The following is a 22725-nucleotide window of genomic DNA, read 5'->3' on the forward strand; positions in this document are numbered from 1 at the left end:
CGCATGAGCCCGCGCGCAGTGGCCCGGAAAAAAGAAAAGCCCTGACGGATCAGGGCTTTCTATCTGGAGGCGCGAGCCGGAGTCGAACCGGCCTACACGGCTTTGCAGGCCGCTGCATAACCGCTTTGCTATCGCGCCAGAAGCGGACTGCCGGCCCGGATCGAACAGGGTGCGCCTGAAACGGCCCGGCAGATTTGTGCGGCAGCCTTCCGGCCTGCCAAACAAAAAGGGAAGCGCAGCTTCCCCGTGTATCTGGAGCGGGAGACGAGTCTCGAACTCGCGACCTCAACCTTGGCAAGGTTGCGCTCTACCAACTGAGCTACTCCCGCATGGTCCTGCTTGCAACGCTTTCGGAACCGACACAACCGCAAAACGCCGCATCGAAAATCTGGAGCGGGAGACGAGTCTCGAACTCGCGACCTCAACCTTGGCAAGGTTGCGCTCTACCAACTGAGCTACTCCCGCGTTTTGCTGCTTTTTGCCGCCTTCTTAAAGCAACTCCGGTGTTCAGAACCGCGTGCACCGGAGAGATGAGATTATGTATAAGCCGCTGAAACGTGTCAAGCCCCACGCAAGTTTTTCCTCTTTGAAGCGGCGGCATCACGCAAGGCCGGCCCCTCGCCGGTTCAGGCCCGCCCACCGCGCTCGCGAATCTGCGGCCACGCGAGCTTCATGTAATAAAGCATCGACCAGATGGTCAACACGGCAGCCACGTAGATGAGCCACAAGCCCCACACGCGCGTGTCGAGCACGAAGCCGCCGCCCAGCGGCACAGGCCCGTAAAGCAGCAGCATCGGGATCGCGACCATCTGGCACGCGGTCTTGAACTTGCCGAGCTGATTCACGGCCACGCTCTTCGACGCACCGATCTGCGCCATCCACTCGCGCAATGCCGAGATAGCGATTTCCCGACCCACGATCACGAGTGCAATGGCCGCGTCGAGACGCAACAGCTGCACGAGCACGAGCAGCGCCGCCGTTACCATCAGCTTGTCCGCCACCGGGTCGAGAAACGCGCCGAACGACGACGTCTGATTCCATTTGCGCGCCAGATAGCCGTCGAACCAGTCTGTCAGCGCCGCCAGAATGAAAATGGCCGCTGCCGCCAGATTGCGATGCGCGGGGCTCATCATCATGTCCGGCAGGTAGAACACGCCGACGAACAGCGGAATCAGCACGATCCGCAGCCACGTCAGAAAGATCGGGAAATTGAACGGCATCGGCGGGCGCCATCTGTCAAGGGAGTTGCAATTGTGCCGTGTCGTCGCACCCGCTACAAGCAAAGCCCGGCGAGCCCCGCAAGGCCCAGCGCAGGACGCGACGAAACGGCAAGGCGGCTGGATGGCACCGCGGCGCCTCAGTGAAGCTGCTGATAGATCTGCTCCGCAAGCGAGCGCGAGATGCCCTCCACGCTCGCGAGGTCGTCCACGCTCGCCGCCATGACGCCACGAATACCGCCAAACCGCGCGAGCAGCCGCTGCCGGCGCTTCGCCCCCACGCCTTCGAGTTCTTCGAGCCGCGAGGTCTGCCGCGTCTTGCTGCGTTTGGCGCGCATGCCCGTAATGGCGAAGCGGTGCGCTTCGTCGCGGATCTGCGCGACCAGCATCAGCGCCGCGCTTTCCTTGCCGAGTTCCAGCGGGGCGCGGCCGTCCGCGAAGACAAGCGTTTCGAGACCCACCTTGCGGCCTTCGCCCTTCGCCACGCCCACCAGCATGCCGCGATCGATCCCGAGTTCAGTGAACACCTGGCGCGCAATCTCGACTTGCCCCTTACCGCCGTCGATCAGCACGATGTTCGGCAGCGTCCCGCCCGCCGCAGCCGGCTCCGCCACGTCGCCGCCGGCGCTCGCGGCCTCTTCGGATTGCAGCGTTCCGGCTTCGTCGGCGGCATTCTGCGCGGCCTGCGCGACCATCTTTTCGTAGCGGCGCGTCAGGACCTGGCGCATGGCGGCATAGTCGTCGCCTGGCGTAATGCCCGTGATGTTGTAGCGCCGGTATTCGCCCGACTGCATCTTGTGATGGTGATAGACCACGCACGATGCCTGCGTGGCTTCGCCCATGGTGTGGCTGATGTCGAAGCACTCGATGCGCAGGTGCGCGAGGTCGTCGAATTCGAGGCTCAGCGTATCGGCAAGCGCGCGCGTACGCGCCTGCTGCGAGCCTTGTTCGGAGAGCAGGCGCGCGAGCGCGAGCTGCGCGTTCTGCTCGGCCATCGTGAGCCAGGCGCGCTTCTGGCCCTGCGGCTGGCGCAGCACGGTTACCTTGTGACCTGACTGCTCCATGAGCAGGTTGACGAGTTCGCTGTTAGCGGGTGGATGGCTCACGACCAGTACCGGCGGCACGCGATTGCCGAGGTAATGCTGCGCAATGAAGGCATCGAGCACTTCCGATTCGATCGCGACGCTGCGGCCTGTTCTCGCGGCGTCGGCCCCTTCTTCGTCGTCGCTCTCCGGCGCAAGGGCTTCGGCGAGCGCGAGGGGGTCGTCGGCGAAATTCGCGGCGCCGGCTTCGCTGTGGGCCCCCTTCCCGGCGGCATCGGCTTCAGCGGCGCTCGCGTCTGCCGCGGCCTCATCGTCGTTCTGGCGCAGGATCACGGCGCGGGCATCGGCCTCGCCCTCCGCGCGCTCCTCCCTGTCTTGCCCATCCGCGACCACTTCAGACTCGTCGCCCACGCCGCCTTCGTCTGCCGTGAGCGCGCTTTCCACATGCGCGGGAAAGTACGCCTTGTCGCCCAGATGCCGGCCACCGCGCACCATCGCCAGATTCACGCAAACGCGGCCGCCCTGCGCGACCACGGCGAGGATGTCGACGTCGCTGTCACCGCCCGTCTCGATGGCCTGCTGATGCAGCACCGTCGAGAGCGAACTCATCTGGTTGCGCACCGCCGCGGCCTGCTCGAACTTCAGCTCGGCCGCGAAGGCGTGCATCTTCTGCTCGAGTTCCTTCATCACCTCGGTCTGCCGCCCGAGCAGGAAGCGCGAGGCGTTCTGCACGTCGCGCGCGTAATCCTCTTCGCTGATCGCGCCCACGCAAGGCGCGGAGCAGCGCTCGATCTGATGCAGCAGGCACGGTCGCGTGCGGTTGTTGAACACCGAGTCTTCGCAGGTGCGCAACTGGAAGACGCGCTGCAGGATCTGGATGCTCTCGCGCACCGCCCATGCGCTCGGGAACGGCCCGAAGTACTGGTTCTTGCGATCGACAGCGCCGCGGTAGTACGCCATGCGCGGGTACGCGTGGCCCGTGAGCTTGAGGTACGGATACGACTTGTCGTCGCGAAACAGGATGTTGTAGCGCGGCGCGAGCGCCTTGATCAGATTGTTTTCGAGCAGCAGCGCTTCGGCCTCGGAACGCGTCACCGTGGTTTCGACGCGCGCGATGCGCGTCACCATCATCGCGATGCGCGGCGACAGCAGCGTCTTCGTGAAGTAGCTCGACACGCGCTTCTTCAGGTCGCGCGCCTTGCCCACGTACAGCACGGCGCCGGCGGTGTCGTAATAACGGTAGACCCCGGGCAGATGCGGCAGCTGCGCCAGTACTTTTTTCGGTTCGAAGTCTTCGGATTCGGTCATGCAGAAACGGGCGAGGACGCGCTTGCACGCGGGCCGCCTCGATGGCTGATGTGCTTTAGAATCGCCAGTTTAGAACATTCCACGCGCGTCCGAATCGCGGCGCGGGCAAGCGCTCGAGGCGCCGCGCCACGCTGCGCAATGCGCACGCCGACGCCATGCCTGCTTCGTCCTCCTCTTCCCGTCCCGGCATGCATCCCTCCGGTACAGCGACAGCCATCGCCTGCGACATCTTCTGCGCCGTTATCGACAACTTCGGCGACATCGGCGTCAGCTGGCGGCTCGCGCGTCAGCTCGCGCACGAGCACGGCTGGCAGGTGCGCGTGTTCGTGGACGACCTGCATGCGTTCCAGAAACTCTGTCCGGCACTGGATCTCGACAAGTCACGGCAAACGGTAGACGGCATTGCCGTGGAGCACTGGCACACGCCCACGCACGCGGGCGACGTGCTCGAGATCGCCGACGTGGTGATCGAGGCGTTCGCCTGCGAACTGCCGCCCGTGTACGTCGCGGCCATGGCGCGGCGCGAACGCAAGCCCGTGTGGCTCAATCTCGAATATCTGAGCGCGGAAGACTGGGTGGCGGACTTTCATCTGCGGCCATCGCCACACCCGCGCTATGCGCTCACGAAGACGTTTTTCTTTCCGGGGCTCGGCGCCGGCACGGGCGGCGTGCTGAAAGAACATGATCTCGACGCCCGGCGCGCGGCGTTCGAAGCCTCCGCACAGGCGCGCGCCGACTGGTGGCAACGCGTGACCGGCGGCCCGCCGCCGGCCGAAGGCACTACCGTGGTCTCTCTCTTCGCCTACGAAAACCCCGCCGTGGACGCTTTGCTCGCCCAGTGGCGCGACAGCGCGGCACCCATCGTGCTGCTCGTCCCCGAAGGCCGGATCTCCGGGGCCGTGGCCCGCTTTTTCGGGGTCGGATCGTTTGGCGCGCAAACGCATGCAAGCATGGGGGCGCTCACGGCATATGGCCTCGCGTTCACTGACCAGAGCGGCTACGACAACCTGCTATGGGCCAGCGACATCAACTTCGTGCGCGGCGAGGACTCGTTCGTGCGCGCGCAGTGGGCGGCGCGTCCGTTCGTCTGGCACATCTACCCGCAAGCCGACGACGCTCATCTGCCCAAGCTCGACGCCGCCCTCGCCCACTACACCCGCACGCTGCCCGACGCGGCACGCGCGTCGCTCGCGCGGTTCTGGCATGCGTGGAACGGCAACGGCGTGCCCGACTGGGCCGATTTCGAACGTCACCGCGTGCAATTCGCGGCCCGTGCAGTGGAATGGGCGAGCGAGCTTGCGCGGGTGGGCGACCTCGCCGCGAATCTGGCCGGATTTGCAAAAAGTCAGCTAAAATAAGCGGTTACCCGTGAACGCGCATCCCCGGGTAGGCGCAGCATGCAGCGCGAACCCGCCCAGGGTCGTATGCCGTAGAAAATATTCGAAGCGATTTAAATTTTTGGACAGGACAGTTTTATGAAGATTGCACAGGAACTCCGCACCGGCAACGTCGTGATGATTGGTAGCGACGCGATGGTCGTGCAGAAGGCCGAATACAACAAGTCGGGCCGCAACGCCGCCGTCGTGAAGATGAAGTTCAAGAACCTGCTGACGGGCGCAGGCATGGAATCGGTGTACAAAGCCGACGACAAGTTCGACGTCGTCGTGCTGGATCGCAAGGAAGTGACGTACTCGTACTTCGCCGACCCGATGTACGTGTTCATGGACGCCGACTACAACCAGTACGAAGTGGAAGCCGAGATGATGGGCGATGCGCTCAACTACCTCCAGGACGGCATGGCGTGCGAAGTCGTGTTCTACAACGACAAGGCCATCTCGGTCGAACTGCCCACCACGCTCGTGCGCGAGATCGTCTATACGGAGCCGGCAGTCAAGGGCGACACGTCCTCGGGCAAGGTGCTGAAGACCGCGAAGCTGAACACGGGCTTCGAACTGCAAGTGCCGCTCTTCTGCAACATCGGCGACAAGATCGAAATCGACACGCGTACGAACGAGTACCGCAGCCGCGCCTGAGGCCGGCCTCACTCGGCGCACACGACTTACTCGCTGCAAGAAAGCGCTGCGGCACAGTCCGCGGCCGCGACGAAATAAAGCGCCCTCAGGGAATAAAGCGCCCTTTTGGGCGCTTTTTCTTTTTCCGTCGACCGTGTATGTTTGGGAAAACTTTACCGCTTTTGCACGTCATTCCGCGCCCTCTCCGGCACACAGACCGTCGCGGTGCCGCGCAGCACGGGGCTTGATCCAGACGTCACAGGATGGCACGTTCCCTGCTTTAAACGACGCGAGTCTTTGGGGAGCTGCATCCCCATCCTCGAGGTTCAGGAGGCGTGCCATAAACAACGACGTCACAGCAGGCAAGTAGAAGCGCTTCACGGGCAAAGATCCGCGAAGGAGCGCCGCGCGAAGTGCGCCAGTTTTTCGACACAGACGAAGACTGGGGACCGTAACACCGTAACGCTCGAGGCGCCCGGAAACAGGCACCAGCCCCGTGAGGTTGGTCCGGAGGCACTCCGCAGGACGCGGCATGCAAGAGCCGCGCGGCGCCCGCAGGCGTTTTCGACAAGGACCGAATGACAAAGACAACGAACGCGTCGAATCGCGACCGCCGCCGGCTCACGTCAGAGCGGCAGCAACGCGACGTCGCCCTACGCATCCCAATATCTGCAACTTGCGCTCCGCCATGCCACACGCCCTGATTGTCGAAGACGATCCCAACAGCCTGTCCGGCCTCTCTGCCATCCTCGCGGCAGACGGTTTTTCTGTGGATACCGCGGCCACGCTTGCCGAGGCACGCAGCGCGCTCGCGCGGTTCATCCCCGACGTCGTGCTCGTCGACCTGAATCTGCCCGACGGCAGTGGTCTCGACCTGCTCCAGCACCTGCCTGCGCAACCGCCCGGCGGCGCGTTGCCCGTGATCGTGATGACCGGCAACGCGACAGTGGAAAGCGCCATCGAAGGCTTGCGGCATGGCATCTGGGACTATCTGCTCAAGCCCGTCAACATTCCGCGTCTGCGCAGCCTGCTCGCGCGTATTCCGCGTCCTTATGAACTGACGGAGGAAGTGCGCACGCTGCGCGCCACGCTGCGGCAGATGGGCCGCTTCGGCCGCATGATCGGGCACAGCACGGCCATCCAGCACGTCTACGACGCCATCGAGCAAATTGCCCCTACCGAGGCCGCCGTGCTCATCAGTGGCGAAGCGGGTACCGGCAAGGAGATCGCAGCACGCACGCTGCACGAGATGAGCCGCCGCCGCAAAGGGCCGTTCGTGGTGTTCGACACCCGCAAGGCTGCCGCCCAAGAAGAGGGACGCCCGCTCGAGAGCCTGCTCTTCGGGCACGAGCGCGGCGCGTTTAGCGGCGCCGAGCAACGCGAACCCGGACTCGTCGATCAGGCAAGCGGCGGCACGCTGTTCATCGACGAACTCGCCGACCTGCCGCGCGCGCAACAGGAAGCGCTGCTGCACGCGCTCGATTCGCAGACCTTCATGCGCGTAGGCGGCACGAGCAAGGTGGGTACCGATTTCCGGCTCGTGGCAGCCACCCGCACGGTGCCGCGCAATGCGGTGGCCGAAGGCCGGCTGCACGAAGACCTGTGGCTGCGCCTCGATGCCGCAGCGCTCGCGCTCCCGCCGCTGCGCGAACGCGAAGACGACGCCGCACTTTTCGCGCAGGCATTCGTCGACGAACTGAACCAGGAAACGCACGCGCGAGGCCTCACGGGCACCACGCGGCTGATCTCGCCCGAATTCGTCCGCGAGTGTCTCTCGTACGAGTGGCCCGGCAACGTGCGCGAACTGCAGGAGCGCGTGCGGCGGGCGTATCACGCGTCGGGCGAAGTGCTGGAAACGTTGCGCGCAGACGAGACCGGCAGCGGCGGCATGCGCGACATCAATGGCGGCCGTGTCCAGGTGACGGTCGGCACGCCGCTCGCGGATGTCGAAGAAATGCTGATTCGCGCGACGCTGGACGCGGTGGGCGGAACGCGACATCGCGCCGCGTCGCTGCTCGGAATCAGTCCCAAGACGCTCTACAACAAGCTGCAGCGCATGCGGCTCAATTGAGGGACGAACTAGAGCCAGGAACTCAGCCCAGGGCGCTGCGCAGCAGCGCCTGCGCGCGCTGATAGGCAGGCTGGCTTGCGAGCCTGTTCCATTCCAGCGCCTTGCCGCGCGGGCGCATCGCCTTGATGCGCTGCCGGGACGCCTTCGACGGCTCGAACGCCAGCGCATCCAATACCTTGCCCGCCTCTTCCGGCTGATTGCAGATCAGCACCATGTCGCAGCCCGCGCCGAGCGCGGCGGTGGCCGCCTCGGTCAGCGTGCCGCCCTGACGCGCGGCTTCCATCGAAAGATCGTCGCTGAAGATGGCGCCGGTGAAGCCCAGCTTGCCGCGCAGGATGTCCTGCAGCCACACGCGCGAGAAGCCGGCCGGCTTGTCGTCCACCTGGGGATAGATGACGTGCGCGGGGATCACGGATTGCAGCGCGAGACCCAGCCAGTCGTAAGGCTTCACGTCCTCGGCGAGGATGGCGTCGAGGGGTCGATCGTCGACGGGCACCGCCACGTGCGAATCCGCCACGGCGAAGCCGTGTCCCGGAAAATGCTTGCCGCAGTTCGCCATGCCGGCGAGCGCGAGACCGTGATTGAGGCTCTTGGCGAGCAGCGCGACGACGCGCGGATCGCGATGGAACGCGCGGTCGCCGATCACCTTCGAGTGGCCGTAGTCGAGATCGAGCACCGGCGTGAAGCTCATGTCGATGCCGCACGCGCGCAGCTCCGAGGCGAGGATGTAGCCGACTGCCGTCGCGACCTTCGTCGCATGCAGCACGTCCTTGTTCCATAGCTCGCCGAGCCGGCCCATGGCGGGGAGCACCGTGAAGCCGTCGGTGCGAAAGCGCTGCACGCGTCCGCCCTCGTGGTCCACGGCGATCAGGATGTCCTCGCGCACGTTGCGGATCGCGTCAGTCAACGCGACGAGCTGGGCGCGGCTTTCGAAGTGACGCGCGAACAGAATCACGCCGCCCGTCATCGGATGGGCGAGGCGGCGCAGGTCGGCGTCGGTCAGCGTCTTGCCGGCGACGTCGAGCATCACCGGGCCGGGTCTGGTTTTCATCGGATCGGGAAAAGTGGTGGAAAGAGCGCGGAGCGTGCCGCGCATTCAGGAATCATGCGGCCGGGCCGGAGCGGGTCTCAATGCTGCCGTCGCTGCTGCCATCGACCTCGGCGATCACGAACGACACGGCGTAGTCGTGCTCGTCGCTGATGGTCACGCGCGCGGTAATGCGGCGCGCGGCGAGCCACTCGGCGAGTTCGCCTGACGTCACCACGACGGGCTTGCCGCTCGGCTCATTGAGCGTCTGCATCGCGCGCCACGTCATGGGCCAGTGCATGCCGAGACCGATCGCCTTCGAGAACGCTTCTTTGGCCGAAAACCGCGTGGCGAGAAACGCGAGCCCGCGCACCTGCGAACGCGCATTGCGCGCGTGGTAGACGCGCAGCTCGTCGGGCCCGAGCACCTTCTCCGCGAAGCGCCCATTGGTGCGCGTCATCACCGCCTCGACGCGGCTCACCTGAACGATGTCTGTGCCGATGCCGTAGATCGCCATGGAAGTTGTTTGTGTGTCGTCTGCGCCAGGGATGGGATGGCCAATCGCGAAAGTTGCGAAGATCGCGGCGGATCAGCCGCGCGCACCGAGCCGCGCGGCGACCATGATCGCCTTCATCTCGCGCACGGCGTTCTCCCAGCCGACAAAAACCGCGTGCGCCACGATCGCGTGACCGATGTTGAGTTCGGCAATGCCGTCGATCGCGGCGATCTGCTGGACATTCGTGTAGTGCAGGCCGTGTCCGGCGTTGACCTTGAGACCCAGGCCCATACCGAACTCGACGCCGCGCACGACGCGCTCGTATTCGCGCTGCTGCTCGCCGGCATCGTGCGCTTCGGCGTAACGGCCGGTGTGCAGTTCGATCACCGGCGCACCGGCTTCGTGAGCGGCGCGGATCTGCGTCTCGTCGGCGTCGATGAAGAGCGACACGCGAATGCCCACGTCCGCAAGCTGGCGACACGCGGCGCGCACCGCCTCGAACTGACCCGCGACGTCGAGGCCGCCTTCGGTCGTCAGCTCCTGGCGCTTCTCGGGGACGAGACAGGCGTCGTGCGGCTTCACGTCGCACGCGATGTCGAGCATTTCCGCCGTGACGGCGCATTCGAGGTTCATGCGCGTCTTCAGCTGCGGGCGCAGTGCGCGCACGTCGGCGTCCACGATGTGGCGGCGGTCCTCGCGCAGGTGCAGCGTGATGGCGTCGGCGCCCGCCTCTTCAGCCGCGAGCGCGGCGCGGATCGGGTCGGGATACGACGTGCCGCGCGCATTGCGCAGCGTGGCGACGTGGTCGATGTTGACGCCCAGCTCGATGACGTTCGGCGAGGTGAGAAAGAAGCTCATAGGTTTTGCAGGTCGATCAGGATCTGACGAGTGGCCAGCGGCGCGCCGCCAAGGTAGGTGTTGAGCAGGAAACGCATCAGCGTCTTGCTTTGCGCGACGGTCTGCGGACGATGGTAATCGTCCTCTTCCATATCGAGCAATGTCTGGCCCGCAATGATGGGCCATTGCGCGGGCAGGTCGTCGGACGCTTCGCGCACGCCGCGCTCCGGGTCGAACACGTAGCGGCCCTCGGCCAGCACGGGCTTGCGCGACGCGGTCTTGTCGAGCGACATCGCATAGCCGGTCTCGCGCAGCAGCACGCGCTCGAAGGAGCGCAGCACCTGCACGGCGGGTTCGTCGTGCGCAAGGCGCGTGAGCGTGACGACGTAGTGATGAAACAGCTGGGGGTGCGGATCTTCGCGCGCGCAGAACTTCACGAGCAGTTCGTTCACGTAGAAGCCGCACAGGAGCGCGTCGCCCGCGAGCGGCAACATGCCGCCCACCCATTCGGCCGTCGTGAGCGTGCGGACCTCGCCTTTGCCGGTCCACGAGAGCGAGAGCGGCTGGAACGTCTGAAGCACCCCGCGCAGCGCCGAATGCGGACGCTTGGCGCCCTTGGCGACAAGGGCGAGACGGCCATGGTCGCGCGAGAGCACGTCGATGATCAGGCTGGTTTCGCGATAGGGATAGCTATGCAGCACGAAGGCGGGCTGCTCGGCAATTCGATACTGCGGAGTGGGCGGCGACGGCGCACGGGGTGCGCGGCGCGTGGAGGGTCGGCTTCGTTCGCCGCTCACGCGGCTCGAGGCGGCGCGGGTGCTGCTTTCATTGCCCGCGTCTTCATGCGTGTCGTGCGCCGACTCGCTCGCCGCCTTGACGGCGGCGCCTGCCTTGCGGCCGCGCGGCGCACGCGGGGCGGTTTCAGCGGCTTCGGCCTCGTCTGGATCGATGGGGTCGACGGGATTGACGCCCGGGTCGAGCGTCATCCATCCGTCATTCGTACCCATACGCCCGCAGCCCGGCTTCATTGTCGGCCCAACCGCTCTTCACCTTGACGAAGGTCTCCAGGTAGACCGGGCCGTCGAACAGCTTTTCCATGTCGAGGCGCGCTTCCGTGCTGATCTGCTTGAGCTTGGCGCCCTTCTGGCCGATCACCATCGCCTTGTGTCCGTCGCGCTCGACGAGAATGGTCGCGAAGATGCGGCGCAGCCGCCCTTCGGTTTCGAACTTGTCGATGAGCACCGTGCTCGTGTACGGCAACTCGTCGCCGGTCCAGCGGAACACTTTCTCGCGCAGGATTTCGGCGGCAAGGAAGCGCTCGCTGCGATCGGTCAGATCGTCTTCGCCATAGATGGGCTCGCCTTCGGGCAGGTACGGCTTGATCGTGGCGAGCAGGCGCTTGATGTCGTCCGGATTCTTCGCGGAAAGCGGCACGATTTCCTTGAACTCCCGCAGCGCGTTCATCTGCTGAAAGAAGGGAAAGAGCGTGTTCTTGTCCGAGACGCGATCGAGCTTGTTGGCAATCAGCAAGGTGGGCGCGGAAGGCGGAATCAGGTCGAGCACCTTCTGGTCGTCAGGGCCGAAGCGGCCTGCCTCGATGACGAACAGCACGGCGTCCACCGAACTCAGCGTCGACGTGACGGCGCGGTTCAGCGAGCGGTTGAGCGCGGAGCTGTGGCGGGTCTGGAAACCGGGCGTATCGACGAAGATGTACTGCGCGTCGTCGATCGTGTTGATGCCCGTGATGCGATGGCGCGTGGTCTGCGCCTTGCGCGACGTGATGCTGATCTTCTGTCCGACCAGCGCGTTCATCAGCGTCGATTTACCGACGTTCGGGCGGCCGACGATCGCGACCATGCCGCAGCGAAAACCGGAAGACGAGGAGGAAAGAGGAGCATTCATGGTCGGATGACAGCGGATTTCACCAACGTGCGGCGCACGCTGGCGACATTGTTTCAGTGGCCGGCGTCCGCGGCGCGGACGGGTACGGCGCCGGGGGCCACGACTGCGTCTTCGGACGTGCCGGACGACGCATCGCGAGCGCGCAGTGCAACGGACTTCTCCGCGAGCGGACGCGCGCCGGACGATGCGTCGTTACGCTCGCCGGAGCGGTCGATGCTATGGACGGTGGCTTCGGCGCGATCTGCCGCGGCCTTGATGGCCGGGGTGCCCGACGTAGTCGCCGCAGCACCAGCAGATTCGGATTTTTCGGCAGAACGGTCGGCACGCGATTCAGGACGATCGGATTTCTCGGGGCGACTGCGTTCCGCAGAAGCTGACTCGACCTTCTCAGCGCTGTGCTCTTCCTTCGATTGCGCTTTTTCGGCGCTCTTCTCGGGCGCCTTGTCCTGGAGCTTTTCGGCGCCTCGCTCGGACGTTCTTTCTGTGGCTTTCTCAGTGCTTTTTTCAGCCGGCTTTTCGGGCGTTCTCTCCTGGCCTTGCGTCGAGCCGACGTGGGCGGCACGAATCACGGCCAGCGGCGCGGCAGGCGGCACGGCGCCCGACGCCACAGGAGACCCCGAAGGCGCACGCTCGGCCGCCGGCTCGGCGGTGGCCGCGGTCTTTTCCGCGGCACGTGCCGCGCGATCCGGACGGCGCTCCGGTGCGCGCAGATCCAGCGCGGCCTGCACACCTGTCACCCCCGGCACCACTTCCTGTTCCGCCTTGGCCGCACGCGAATTCTTCGAACGCTTCGGTTTCGTCGCGAGCGCAGGCGCCACGGCCATTACCTCTTCCAGCGCTTTCTTGGCCGCGGCCTGCTCAGCCGCGCGCCGGCTCGCGCCGGAGCCCGACACTTTCACGTCGAGCTTCGGAACCGTGCATTCCACTTCAAACTGCTGATTGTGCGCCGCACCATGCGTGGCGACCACGGTATAGGTGGGCAGCGCGATCTTGTGACCTTGCAGGTATTCCTGCAGCAGCGTCTTCGAATCCTTGCCGAGCGTACGAGGATCGATATGGTCGAGAATCGGCACGTACAGGCGCTTGATGACGGTCTGGGCGGCGTCGAAGCCGCCGTCGAGAAAGACCGCGCCGAAGACCGCCTCCAGCGCATCCGCCAGAATGGACGGGCGACGGAAACCACCGCTTCGCAGTTCGCCTTCCCCTAGCCGCAGGCTTTCCGAGATATTGAGGGCCTGAGCAATTTCATACAGCGACTGCTGCTTCACGAGATTGGCCCGCACACGCGACAGGTCGCCTTCGTCCAGTTTGCTGAAACGCTGGAACAAAAGGGCAGCCACCGCGCAATTCAGAACGGAATCGCCCAGAAATTCGAGCCGTTCATTATGCGTGGCACTGTGACTGCGGTGGGTTAAAGCCTGGCGCAATAATTCCGCATTACGAAATTCATAGCGCAAGCGGCTTTCCAGCGGAGATAGGGGCATGGGCAGAGTATAACGCGCCGGCCTGCCCCGGCGAACACACGGGGCAGCGGGCGAAAAAGCGTGGTGAAGCGGTGTTATCGCACGTTCTTAAAGTGCCGTGCGAACACGATGCGATGCGTCTCGCGTGCGAAACGCATCGTGACGATGTGTGCTCAGTTGAACGAGCCGACGCGCTTCAGGTTGCCGAAGTTCATCCAGATGAAGAAGGCGCGGCCGACCAGGTTCTTGTCCGGAACGAAGCCCCAGTAGCGGCTGTCGGCGCTGTTGTCGCGATTGTCGCCCATCATGAAGTAGTGCCCCGCCGGCACCTTGCATACGACGCCGCGATCGTTGTACTGACAGTTCTCACGATACGGGTAATCTTCCGCACCCACCACGAAGGGCGGCACGGCCGGATTATTGAGGATCGCGTTCTTGCGTCCGTTGAGATCTTCTTCGAACTGCTTCGCGTAGCCGATGCGCTCCTCGTCGAAGTAGTCGGGCAGCGGCGTTTCGGGAACCGGCTTGCCGTTGATGGTGAGCTTCTTGTCTTCGTACGCGACCACGTCGCCAGGCAAGCCGATCACGCGTTTGATGTAGTCCACCGACTCGTCCTTCGGGTAGCGGAACACCACCACGTCGCCGCGTTCGAGCGGACGGCCCTGCGTGATCTTCGTATTCACGATGGGCAGGCGAATGCCGTAGTCGAATTTGTTGACGAGGATGAAGTCGCCAACCAGCAGCGTGGGCACCATCGATCCCGACGGAATCTTGAACGGCTCGATCACGAACGAGCGCACCATGAACACCACGAGGATGACAGGAAAGAAGCTCGCGGAATACTCGAGCCACCACGGCTGGCGCAGCTTTTCTTCGCGCAGGCGGGCTCGCGTGGCGGGCGCGTTCTCGTCTGCGAAGCGCTCGCCGACGCGCGCCTGCTGGCGGTCGAATTCCGCCACCGCCGCCTCTGCCGCCCGCCGCCGCTGCGGCATGAAAACCAGTTTGTCCGCCACCCATGCAACGCCCGTCAGAATGACGAGCACAAAAAGAATCAGGGCAAAATTCATGTAGGTACGGTTCCCGTGTTGATCTTATTTGTCTTCGACCCGGAGGATGGCAAGAAATGCCTCTTGCGGAATTTCGACGGAGCCGACCTGCTTCATCCGCTTTTTGCCTTCCTTCTGTTTCTCGAGCAGTTTCTTCTTGCGCGTGATGTCGCCGCCATAGCACTTGGCGAGCACGTTCTTGCGCAGCGCCTTGATGTTCTCGCGCGCGATGATGTGCGCGCCGATCGCCGCCTGGATCGCGACGTCGTACATCTGGCGCGGAATGATCTCGCGCATCTTCGCCGCCACTTCGCGGCCGCGGTACTGCGACTGCGAACGGTGGACGATCACGGAAAGCGCATCCACCTTGTCGCCGTTGATGAGCATGTCGACCTTCACCACGTCCGACGCGCGATATTCCTTGAACTCGTAGTCCATGGACGCGTAGCCGCGCGATACCGACTTCAGCCGGTCGAAGAAGTCGAGCACGATCTCGGCCATCGGAATTTCGTAGGTGAGCTGCACCTGGCGGCCGTGGTACTGCATGTTCACCTGGTTGCCGCGCTTTTGCGTACACAGCGTGATGACCGAGCCCACGTAGTCCTGCGGCATGTACAGGTTCACGGTGACGATCGGCTCGCGAATCTCTTCAATCTTCGACGGGTCCGGCATCTTCGCCGGGTTCTCGACCATGATTGTGCTGCCGTCGGCCAGCACCACTTCGTACACCACGGTAGGCGCCGTGGTGATCAGGTCCATGTCGAATTCGCGCTCGAGCCGCTCCTGCACGATCTCCATGTGCAACAGACCGAGGAAGCCGCAGCGGAAGCCGAAGCCGAGCGCCTGCGAGACTTCCGGCTCGTATTGCAGCGACGCGTCGTTGAGCTTGAGTTTTTCGAGCGACTCGCGCAGCGCGTCGTACTGGTTGGCTTCGACCGGATACAGCCCCGCGAACACCTGCGGTTTCACTTCCTTGAAGCCCGGCAGCGGCTCCGCGGCAGGCTTTGCCGCGTTGGTGACGGTATCGCCCACCTTGGTTGCCGCCAGTTCCTTGATGCCGGCGATGATGAAGCCCACCTGGCCCGCGGAGAGCGCCTCGAGGTCTTTCGACTTCGGCGTGAAGACGCCGACGTGCTCGACCGGGTACTGGGCGCCCGTCGCCATCAGCTTGATGCGCTCTTTCGGGCGCAGCGTGCCGTTGACGATGCGCACGAGCATCACGACGCCGACGTAGTTGTCGAACCACGAGTCGATGATGAGCGCCTGCAACGGCGCTTCCGGGTCGCCCTTCGGCGGCGGCACCTTGGCGACGAGCGCTTCGAGCACGTCTTCCACACCCTCGCCCGTCTTGGCGCTGCAGCGTGTGGCGTCGGTTGCGTCGATGCCGATCACGTCTTCGATTTCGGCAATCGCGCTTTCGGGATTCGCTGCCGGCAGATCGATCTTGTTGAGCACCGGCACGACTTCGACGCCGAGTTCAATGGCCGTGTAGCAGTTCGCAACCGTCTGGGCTTCGACGCCCTGGCTCGCGTCCACGACGAGCAGCGCGCCCTCGCAAGCCGACAGCGAGCGGCTCACTTCATATGAGAAGTCGACGTGGCCCGGCGTGTCGATCAGGTTGAGGTTGTAGACCTTCCCGTCGCGCGCGCGATAACTGAGCGCCGCGGTCTGCGCCTTGATGGTGATGCCGCGCTCGCGCTCGAGATCCATTGAGTCGAGCACCTGCGATTCCATTTCGCGGTCAGACAAGCCGCCGCACAGCTGGATGATGCGATCGGCGAGCGTCGACTTGCCATGGTCGATGTGCGCAATGATCGAGAAGTTACGAATATGATCCATTCAGTACCGATCAAGCGAAAAAGGCGCGCCCGGACGATTGCAGAGCACGCCTTGTAAGCAAATGAAAAACAGGACTATTTTAGCCGAAAAGGCCTTCCAGAAGGCAGCTTTGGGCGGCCTCGGCCAATCTTCAGCGCGTTCGGGCGTAGAAACGGACAAAGCATCAGGACGACGACTGGATCAGCCATACGGCCGATTTGCAGCCTTTACCCGCGCGTAGATGTCGTGAGCCGCATCAGCGCGGCTCGTACCGGCGCTTCTTCGAACCGGTAGCGGCACAACTCGATGCCCCCGATTGCGAGCACCGGGACCAGTTCGTTGTAGCGCCCCTCCAGCACGGGGTCCACATCGATATCGATGATTTCGACGGTCGCGCCGAACTCGGCCAGCAGCGGCTCGAGCGCAGCGCGCATGTCGTCGCACAGGTGGCACCACGCGCGCCCATACAGCGTGAGGGTTGCGCAAGCGGTGGGCATCAGGCGCTATGCCTCGTCATTTTGCCGTTGCGCGGGGGCGCAGCGGTACGAACTGGGTGTTCTCGCCGCGACGCACGAGCACAGCGACCATCTTCTGCGAATCGAGGTGCGAGGCAACCTCTTCGAATTGCTTCGCGCTCTTGATGTCCGTGTCGCCCACCCGCAGGATGATGTCGCCCTTCTGCAGCCCCGCCCGCGCGGCCGGGCCGTCGACGGCGTCAATCTGCACGCCGCTGCGCAGCTTCAACGTCTTCAATTGGTCTTCGGGAATGTCGCTCACCGCAATACCGAGCGAATTCGACGCGCGCGGCTTCGGAGCCGGGGCCGGCTTCTGGTCCGCCTTCGCGGTCTTGTCCGTCTGCATTTCGGCAACCGTGATGGGCATATCGCGCGTCTGGCCCTTGCGCCAGACCGTGACCGTCGCCTTCGTGCCCGGTTTCGTGTCGCCCACCATGCGCGGAAGATCCGTTGCCGCATCCACCGACTGGCCGTTGAACTTCAGGATGATGTCGCCCGGCTGCACGCCTGCCTTGTCGGCCGGCCCGCCCGGCTCCACGCTGCTCACCAGGGCGCCCTGCGCCTTCGGCAAGCCCAGCGAGTCGGCCACGTCCTTGGTCACTTCGCCAATCGCCACTGCAATGCGACCGCGCACCACCTTGCCGGTGGACTTGAGCTGGTCGGCCACGCGCATGGCCTCGTCAATGGGAATGGCGAAGGAGATGCCCATGAAGCCGCCGGTGCGGCTATAAATCTGCGAGTTGATGCCGATCACCTCGCCCTGCATGTTGATGAGCGGACCGCCCGAGTTGCCGGGATTCACCGCAACATCGGTCTGGATGAACGGCAGGTAGTCGCCGGTGTCACGGCCCTTCGCGCTGACAATACCGGCCGTCACCGTATTTTCGAGCCCGAACGGCGAGCCGATCGCCACCACCCATTCGCCTACGCGAACCTTGTTCGAATCGCCGATCGTCACCGCGGGCAGGCTCGATGCGCTGATCTTCACGACGGCGACGTCCGTGCGGTCGTCCACGCCGATCAGCTTCGCCTTGAACTCGCGCTTGTCGGTGAGCGTCACGTAGATGCTGTCCGCGCCGTCCACGACGTGCGCGTTCGTCATCACGTAGCCGTCGGCCGACAGGATGAAGCCGGAACCCACGCCGCTGTTCTGCTCGGTGTCGTTGCCGCCGCTGTCGGGTGACGAGTCCGAGCCGCCGCCTTGACCACCACGCGGCGATTGCGGCGATTGCGGCGTTTGCGGTGACTGCGGCATCGGAATGCCGAAGAAGCGGCGGAAGAACTCCGACATGTCGCCGTCGTCGAGTCCGGGCGGCAGCCCGCGCTGCGACGTCGGCACACGCGCGGTGGTGCGGATATTGACGACTGCGGGACCGACCTTGTCCACAAGGTCGGTGAAATCGGGCAGATTGGCCGCCGGGGCCGCAGACGCCAGGTGCGGCGCGAACGGCAGGCAGACCGCCACCGCTGCGGCCGCGAAGAATTTGCGCACCGAAAAAGTCGTCATATCGTAGTCAGCCGAAGGAGGGTTTATCGCGGAGCCTTGTATTCTATGGCAGACGCGAATTGCTGCAACGTTGCCTGGGGCACCTCGCCGAGCAGCGTGATCCAGTAGTCGCCGCTGCGCTTCACGAGAACGTGCGTCGCCCCGCTATTGCCCGTCCCTTCCTTGCGTGTATTGTTTTCGACCGGCTCGATAAAAATCGAAATGGCGGCGAGCCCGTCCGAGAAGACGGCCTGATCGACCGGAATGGGCGGGCTCGACGGGTTGCGGGCGGCCATGGGCCGGCGCAGCTCGCGAATTTTGTGGAAGCCCGGCACGGTGGGCGCGAACTGCCAGCCCTGAGCTTCCATGTCCACCGCTTCGACCGGCGGCCGTACGATGGTCCAGCCTGCGGTATTGCGAATGCCGTTCGCGATCGGCGTTTTGTCGACCGGCACGCCGATGCGGATCTGCGAGAACGACAACTGTTCGAGCACCTGACCGCCAGCGTCCAGTGTTTGCGCACGTAGCAGCAGACCGGTCTTCGTGTCCGCCCACAGTTTGTACGCGAATCGATACGCGTCTTTCGGATCGAGCTCGATCACCTGGCTGTCGACGCCCGCCACACGGTCGGTACCCACCAGCTTCGGCTCATAGACCGACAACACCTGGTCCGCACTCGCGGCGAGCAAGGCCGGGAACGAGTCTTTGTTCTGGCGCTTTTCGACCACACAGAGGTGACGCTCGGGAACAAACGTATAAAGCTCGTCGTTATGGCGCAGCATCTTGCGCGGCTTGCCATCGAGGCTTTCGAGCTGCTCGTACTCGCCGTCACCGTGCGTGGCGTAGTGGGTGATGCGCGAAGTCTGCACGAACGTGCCGCGCTGATAAACGAAGGCGCCCTCGTAGTTCTGCTGCTGGGCGGCCTGGTGAATCCGGTTCAGCCATTCGGCCGCCATGCGGCGTGTGGCAGCCGGCTCGCTGGCGGAAGTCCCTTGCGCGTCGGCGCGGGCTGTGACCGACAGCGCCGATAACAACACGGCTGCACAGCACAGGAATGCCGGCAGCCGTCCCCAGATCGTCGTTTTATTCAACCGCAGGGTCTGCATCAGACTTATTGGCCTTGCGTAGTAAGCGCTGCGGCGCGGATCAGCGGCATGGAGTCGGGAACCATCGGTTGCTGGGCAAACTGCTGGTGCGCTTCAAGATACTGGTCGAGTCGCGCGTCGCGAATGATGTTGGCGTCCTGCGCCACCGCAGGCTGCACATTGGCCGCCGGCATGGAAGCCATCGCCACGCGCTGTACGCTGTCGGTGGGCTGGACCGCCGCGAGTTGGGCGCCGCCATGGCTGGCTACGCCGCCCGCACCTTGCAGTTGCGGCACGACGATCCACGTCAGCGTTGCGGCGGCGGCCGCGACGGCGAACGCGGGAACCACCCGGCGACGCAGCGCAAGCAAACGGCGCGTGACTGGCGCCGAGGCCGGTGCGAGTAGATGCGGCTCCGACTCGAAGCGCGCGGCAAAACCCGCCAGAAAAGCGCTGCTTGCCGCCGGACTGATGGCGAGGTCGTCGGAACGCAGCGCATCGCCGATCAGGTGATAGCTGGACCACGCCGCGCGTTCCTCGGGGTTGAGCCCGCCGAGAAAGGTGTTCAATTGCCCGTCGCCAGGCATTTCCCCGTCGACGAAAGCGGACAGGTGCTCGCCGTGCGAGCCTGCTTGCGATTGCATCGAGACCGACCCCATGATGATCCCCATTCCTTACAGACCCCGTAGTGACACCACCCAAACCCTGATAATCGCGCTCGTGCCCTTCTGGCCGCCGGTACCGCTTACCAGCGCTTGCCTTCAGGTGTGTCCAGCAGCGGACGCAATTTTGCCGCAATGGCTTCTCGAGCACGAAAAATTCGCGATCTGACGGTGCCGATCGGGCAGCCCATCATCTCGGCGATCTCTTCGTAGCTCAATCCTTCAATTTCCCGGAGCGTAATGGCGGTGCGCAGTTCTTCCGGCAACAGCGCCATGGCAGCGTTGACCGTCTCCGCGATCTGCTTGCTCATCAACATCGACTCGGGCGTATTGATATCCCTTAGTTGATCGGCGTCGGAGAAAGTTTCCGCCTCTTCCGCGTCCGCCTCCGTCGAGGTGGGCGCCCGGCGGCCCTGGGTCGCAAGGTAGTTCTTGGCGGTATTCACCGCAATCCGGTACAACCACGTATAAAACGCCGATTCGCCGCGAAATTGCGGCAGCGCGCGGTATGCCTTGATGAAGGCGTCCTGGGCCACGTCCTCGACCTCGGCGGGGTCCCGCACGAGACGCGAGATCAGCCGGATGATCTTGCGGTGGTATTTGGAGACCAGAAGTTCGAACGCCGCCTTGTCGCCTTTTTGCACGCGCTCGACGAGCAACTGATCGATTTCTTTTTCGCTCACCTGATAAATCCGTTAATGGGGAGTGCCCCGCGGGGCACCATTGTAGCGTTCCGTTCGGCCCCTCACGTTACGCCGGTAACAGCGGTTACAGGCGTTACGGGTAGTAGCCGGTTCAGCCGGCAGCAAGCACGCGCGGGTGTCATCCACGTCCGCCGCAACGCGCGATTACCGAGAGTTCGCGAAAAGCATCGGGATGGAGCGCGTCGGCCGTGATAACCAGTGAGTACCGGCGCCGGCCTGAAGCGACAACGAGGACGAGCAGCCAGGCGCCCCACTGTGAACTGGCCGCGATGAGCCCTTGGGCAACGCGCACGCCGCGGCGGTCGAATGCCGACACACCGTCTGGCCCGATTTCAATTGCAGCCGGGCCGCCGCGACGAAGCGCCGCAGAAACCAACGCAAGCAGCGCCAGAACGGCCAGAGAAAGCGGCAACGCGCGCCAGCCGCCGAGCCAAGGCGCGAGGCTCGTATGAACGGCTGCAACAGCAACCGCGATGAAACAGAACACGGCAATCTGCAAACCGCCTGACGGCCGCAACGCAATGCGTCGCGGCGCCAGGCGTTGCACCACTTCCCCGGACGGCAGCGCAGACCATGGTCCATCTTGCGGACCCGGCGGACACCCCGCCCGGGAGAGCGGCGTCAAGCGATCAGACGCGCTTGAAGACCAGCGTGCCGTTGGTGCCGCCGAACCCGAACGAGTTCTTCAGCGCCACGTCGATCTTCATCTCCCGCGCCGTGTTGGCGCAGTAGTCTAGATCGCACTCCGGGTCCTGGTTGAAGATGTTGATGGTGGGCGGCGACACCTGGTTGTGCACGGCCAGCACCGTAAACACCGACTCGAGACCACCGGCGCCACCGAGCAGGTGGCCCGTCATCGACTTGGTCGAGTTGACGACGATGTTCTTCGCGTGATCGCCGAATGCGCGCTTGATGCCCGTCGTCTCCGCGAGATCGCCAAGCGGCGTCGACGTGCCGTGTGCGTTCAGGTAGCTCACCTCGTCCAGATTGACGCGTGCATTCTTCAGCGCGGCCAGCATGCAGCGGCGCGCGCCGTCGCCATTCTCGAGCGGTGCCGTCATGTGGTACGCGTCGCCGCTCATGCCGTAGCCCGCCACTTCGGCGTAGATCTTCGCGCCGCGCGCCTTCGCGTGCTCGTACTCCTCGAGCATCATCACGCCCGCACCCTCGCCCAGCACGAAGCCGTCGCGATCCTTGTCCCACGGACGACTCGCCGTAGCCGGATCGTCGTTACGCTGCGAAAGCGCGCGCGCCGCGGCGAAACCGCCAATGCCGAGCGGCGACACGGTGGACTCAGCACCGCCCGCGATCATCGCGTCCGCATCGCCGTACTCGATGAGGCGCGCGGCCTCGCCGATGCAATGCAGGCCCGTCGTACACGCCGTGACGATCGCGAGATTAGGACCCTTGATGCCGAACTTGATCGACAGGTGGCCCGAGATCATGTTGATGATCGAGGCCGGCACGAAGAACGGCGAAATACGGCGCGGACCGCGATTGAGCAGTTCGGTCTGCGTAATTTCGATCATCGGCAGTCCGCCGATGCCGGACCCCACCACCACGCCCACGCGTTCCGCGTTTTCGTCGGTGATTTCGAGCCCGCTGTCCCGCATCGCCTGCATGCCCGCCGCAACGCCGTAATGGATGAACGTATCCATATGGCGGGCTTCCTTGCCGGGGATGTAGTCCTCGATGTTGAAGCCCTTCACCTCGCCGGCGAAGCGCGTCGAGAAGTTCGACGCGTCGAACTTCGTGATGTTGGCGATGCCGGACGTGCCGGCAACGAGATTGGACCAGCCGTCGGCAACATTATTGCCAACAGGCGAAATCAGCCCCAGGCCTGTAACGACAACTCGACGGCGGCTCACGGTAACCCCTTTTCCATAGAATGACAAAAGCAAAAGCCACAGGGGCCACAGGAAATGCTCCTGTGAGCCCTGTGGCTGTTAGCCGGCAGATGCGCTTGCAAATGTGCTCGCAGGTGCACTGGCTGATGAGCGGGCAGCGGCGCGGCCCGGCAGGCAGCGCGCGGA

At 64.4% G+C, this 22725-nt stretch carries 20 protein-coding genes and 3 tRNA genes; 4 read left to right on the forward strand and 19 right to left on the reverse strand.

All coding sequences use genetic code 11. From position 1 onward, the window contains the following. Window positions 1–64: 64 nt before the first annotated feature. The 5 genes from P2869_RS12415 to uvrC form a co-directional block, all read right to left on the reverse strand. A tRNA-Cys gene (locus tag P2869_RS12415) sits at window positions 65–138 on the reverse strand. A 115-nt stretch (window positions 139–253) separates the two neighbouring features. Further along, a tRNA-Gly gene (locus P2869_RS12420) sits at window positions 254–329 on the reverse strand. 60 nt (window positions 330–389) lie between these two features. Next, window positions 390–465: transfer RNA gene (locus P2869_RS12425), tRNA-Gly, on the reverse strand. 161 nt (window positions 466–626) lie between these two features. After that, window positions 627–1220 (reverse strand): CDP-diacylglycerol--glycerol-3-phosphate 3-phosphatidyltransferase, encoded by a 594-nt coding sequence (pgsA, locus tag P2869_RS12430; protein ID WP_017774689.1) that lies wholly within the window; start codon window positions 1218–1220, stop codon window positions 627–629. 137 nt (window positions 1221–1357) lie between these two features. Then, the gene (uvrC, locus tag P2869_RS12435; RefSeq protein WP_277596649.1) at window positions 1358–3568 is read right to left on the reverse strand and encodes an excinuclease ABC subunit UvrC; all 2211 of its coding nucleotides are present in this window, start codon (window positions 3566–3568) and stop codon (window positions 1358–1360) included. 155 nt (window positions 3569–3723) lie between these two features. Here uvrC and earP point away from each other — a divergent pair, with 155 nt between their 5' ends. From earP to P2869_RS12450, 3 genes are all read left to right on the forward strand, one after another. After that, a complete protein-coding gene (gene earP, locus P2869_RS12440) occupies window positions 3724–4926 on the forward strand; it encodes an elongation factor P maturation arginine rhamnosyltransferase EarP (protein ID WP_277596650.1) in 1203 nt (400 codons plus the stop codon). 117 nt (window positions 4927–5043) lie between these two features. After that, complete coding sequence (efp, locus tag P2869_RS12445; RefSeq protein WP_017774686.1) at window positions 5044–5601, forward strand: elongation factor P; 558 nt, start codon at window positions 5044–5046, stop codon at window positions 5599–5601. Between the two features lie 667 nt (window positions 5602–6268). After that, a complete protein-coding gene (locus P2869_RS12450; protein ID WP_017774685.1) occupies window positions 6269–7651 on the forward strand; it encodes a sigma-54 dependent transcriptional regulator in 1383 nt (460 codons plus the stop codon). A 22-nt stretch (window positions 7652–7673) separates the two neighbouring features. Here P2869_RS12450 and nagZ read toward each other — a convergent pair whose 3' ends face one another. The 13 genes from nagZ to rpoE form a co-directional block, all read right to left on the reverse strand. Then, window positions 7674–8702 carry a beta-N-acetylhexosaminidase gene (gene nagZ, locus P2869_RS12455; RefSeq protein WP_277596651.1) on the reverse strand — a complete coding sequence of 343 codons (1029 nt, stop codon included), beginning with the start codon at window positions 8700–8702 and terminating at the stop codon, window positions 7674–7676. A gap of 52 nt (window positions 8703–8754) precedes the next feature. After that, entirely contained in the window at window positions 8755–9195 is a 441-nt protein-coding gene (acpS, locus tag P2869_RS12460; protein ID WP_199540375.1) for a holo-ACP synthase, read from the reverse strand. Window positions 9196–9267: 72 nt separating this feature from the next. Then, window positions 9268–10032 (reverse strand): pyridoxine 5'-phosphate synthase, encoded by a 765-nt coding sequence (gene pdxJ, locus P2869_RS12465; RefSeq protein WP_017774682.1) that lies wholly within the window; start codon window positions 10030–10032, stop codon window positions 9268–9270. Further along, window positions 10029–11018, reverse strand: a complete 990-nt coding sequence (gene recO / locus P2869_RS12470) for a DNA repair protein RecO (protein WP_277596652.1) — start codon at window positions 11016–11018, stop codon at window positions 10029–10031. Before recO ends, pdxJ begins: the two co-directional genes overlap by 4 nt. Then, the gene (gene era, locus P2869_RS12475) at window positions 11005–11913 is read right to left on the reverse strand and encodes a GTPase Era (RefSeq protein ID WP_026121407.1); all 909 of its coding nucleotides are present in this window, start codon (window positions 11911–11913) and stop codon (window positions 11005–11007) included. The genes recO and era overlap by 14 nt, the downstream gene beginning before the upstream one ends. A gap of 53 nt (window positions 11914–11966) precedes the next feature. Next, window positions 11967–13397 (reverse strand): ribonuclease III, encoded by a 1431-nt coding sequence (gene rnc, locus P2869_RS12480; RefSeq protein ID WP_277596653.1) that lies wholly within the window; start codon window positions 13395–13397, stop codon window positions 11967–11969. Between the two features lie 152 nt (window positions 13398–13549). After that, on the reverse strand, window positions 13550–14443 hold the full coding sequence (gene lepB / locus P2869_RS12485) for a signal peptidase I (RefSeq protein WP_017774678.1): 894 nt from the start codon (window positions 14441–14443) through the stop codon (window positions 13550–13552). Window positions 14444–14467: 24 nt separating this feature from the next. Beyond that, window positions 14468–16261 (reverse strand): translation elongation factor 4, encoded by a 1794-nt coding sequence (lepA, locus tag P2869_RS12490; protein WP_277596654.1) that lies wholly within the window; start codon window positions 16259–16261, stop codon window positions 14468–14470. Window positions 16262–16467: 206 nt separating this feature from the next. After that, entirely contained in the window at window positions 16468–16737 is a 270-nt protein-coding gene (locus P2869_RS12495) for a glutaredoxin family protein (protein ID WP_199540372.1), read from the reverse strand. Between the two features lie 16 nt (window positions 16738–16753). Beyond that, window positions 16754–18262, reverse strand: a complete 1509-nt coding sequence (locus tag P2869_RS12500; RefSeq protein ID WP_277596655.1) for a DegQ family serine endoprotease — start codon at window positions 18260–18262, stop codon at window positions 16754–16756. A 23-nt stretch (window positions 18263–18285) separates the two neighbouring features. After that, entirely contained in the window at window positions 18286–19347 is a 1062-nt protein-coding gene (locus tag P2869_RS12505) for a MucB/RseB C-terminal domain-containing protein (RefSeq protein ID WP_277596656.1), read from the reverse strand. A gap of 5 nt (window positions 19348–19352) precedes the next feature. Next, a complete protein-coding gene (locus tag P2869_RS12510; protein WP_277596657.1) occupies window positions 19353–19985 on the reverse strand; it encodes a sigma-E factor negative regulatory protein in 633 nt (210 codons plus the stop codon). Window positions 19986–20071: 86 nt separating this feature from the next. Continuing rightward, window positions 20072–20671: an RNA polymerase sigma factor RpoE gene (rpoE, locus tag P2869_RS12515; RefSeq protein WP_017774672.1), complete on the reverse strand. Its 600-nt coding sequence runs from the start codon at window positions 20669–20671 to the stop codon at window positions 20072–20074. Between the two features lie 298 nt (window positions 20672–20969). On the opposite strand from rpoE, the gene P2869_RS12520 reads away from it, so the two are divergent. Further along, window positions 20970–21200 carry a hypothetical protein gene (locus tag P2869_RS12520; RefSeq protein ID WP_277596658.1) on the forward strand — a complete coding sequence of 77 codons (231 nt, stop codon included), beginning with the start codon at window positions 20970–20972 and terminating at the stop codon, window positions 21198–21200. 121 nt (window positions 21201–21321) lie between these two features. Here the strand turns inward: P2869_RS12520 and fabF are convergent, their stop codons facing one another. Beyond that, the gene (gene fabF, locus P2869_RS12525; RefSeq protein WP_017774670.1) at window positions 21322–22560 is read right to left on the reverse strand and encodes a beta-ketoacyl-ACP synthase II; all 1239 of its coding nucleotides are present in this window, start codon (window positions 22558–22560) and stop codon (window positions 21322–21324) included. Between the last annotated feature and the right edge of the window lie 165 nt (window positions 22561–22725).

The sequence above is a fragment of the Paraburkholderia sp. SUR17 genome (assembly GCF_029536165.1).
Classification (GTDB): domain Bacteria; phylum Pseudomonadota; class Gammaproteobacteria; order Burkholderiales; family Burkholderiaceae; genus Paraburkholderia; species Paraburkholderia kururiensis.

What these genes read in the sequence shown, in the direction of transcription:
- pgsA (WP_017774689.1), bottom strand. Translation starts at nt 1,220, where the DNA reads ATGCCGTTCAATTTCCCGATCTTTCTGACGTGGCTGCGGATCGTGCTG.
- uvrC (WP_277596649.1), bottom strand. Translation starts at nt 3,568, where the DNA reads ATGACCGAATCCGAAGACTTCGAACCGAAAAAAGTACTGGCGCAGCTG.
- earP (WP_277596650.1), top strand. Translation starts at nt 3,724, where the DNA reads ATGCCTGCTTCGTCCTCCTCTTCCCGTCCCGGCATGCATCCCTCCGGT.
- efp (WP_017774686.1), top strand. Translation starts at nt 5,044, where the DNA reads ATGAAGATTGCACAGGAACTCCGCACCGGCAACGTCGTGATGATTGGT.
- P2869_RS12450 (WP_017774685.1), top strand. Translation starts at nt 6,269, where the DNA reads ATGCCACACGCCCTGATTGTCGAAGACGATCCCAACAGCCTGTCCGGC.
- nagZ (WP_277596651.1), bottom strand. Translation starts at nt 8,702, where the DNA reads ATGAAAACCAGACCCGGCCCGGTGATGCTCGACGTCGCCGGCAAGACG.
- acpS (WP_199540375.1), bottom strand. Translation starts at nt 9,195, where the DNA reads ATGGCGATCTACGGCATCGGCACAGACATCGTTCAGGTGAGCCGCGTC.
- pdxJ (WP_017774682.1), bottom strand. Translation starts at nt 10,032, where the DNA reads ATGAGCTTCTTTCTCACCTCGCCGAACGTCATCGAGCTGGGCGTCAAC.
- recO (WP_277596652.1), bottom strand. Translation starts at nt 11,018, where the DNA reads ATGGGTACGAATGACGGATGGATGACGCTCGACCCGGGCGTCAATCCC.
- era (WP_026121407.1), bottom strand. Translation starts at nt 11,913, where the DNA reads ATGAATGCTCCTCTTTCCTCCTCGTCTTCCGGTTTTCGCTGCGGCATG.
- rnc (WP_277596653.1), bottom strand. Translation starts at nt 13,397, where the DNA reads ATGCCCCTATCTCCGCTGGAAAGCCGCTTGCGCTATGAATTTCGTAAT.
- lepB (WP_017774678.1), bottom strand. Translation starts at nt 14,443, where the DNA reads ATGAATTTTGCCCTGATTCTTTTTGTGCTCGTCATTCTGACGGGCGTT.
- lepA (WP_277596654.1), bottom strand. Translation starts at nt 16,261, where the DNA reads ATGGATCATATTCGTAACTTCTCGATCATTGCGCACATCGACCATGGC.
- P2869_RS12495 (WP_199540372.1), bottom strand. Translation starts at nt 16,737, where the DNA reads ATGCCCACCGCTTGCGCAACCCTCACGCTGTATGGGCGCGCGTGGTGC.
- P2869_RS12500 (WP_277596655.1), bottom strand. Translation starts at nt 18,262, where the DNA reads ATGACGACTTTTTCGGTGCGCAAATTCTTCGCGGCCGCAGCGGTGGCG.
- P2869_RS12505 (WP_277596656.1), bottom strand. Translation starts at nt 19,347, where the DNA reads ATGCAGACCCTGCGGTTGAATAAAACGACGATCTGGGGACGGCTGCCG.
- P2869_RS12510 (WP_277596657.1), bottom strand. Translation starts at nt 19,985, where the DNA reads ATGGGGTCGGTCTCGATGCAATCGCAAGCAGGCTCGCACGGCGAGCAC.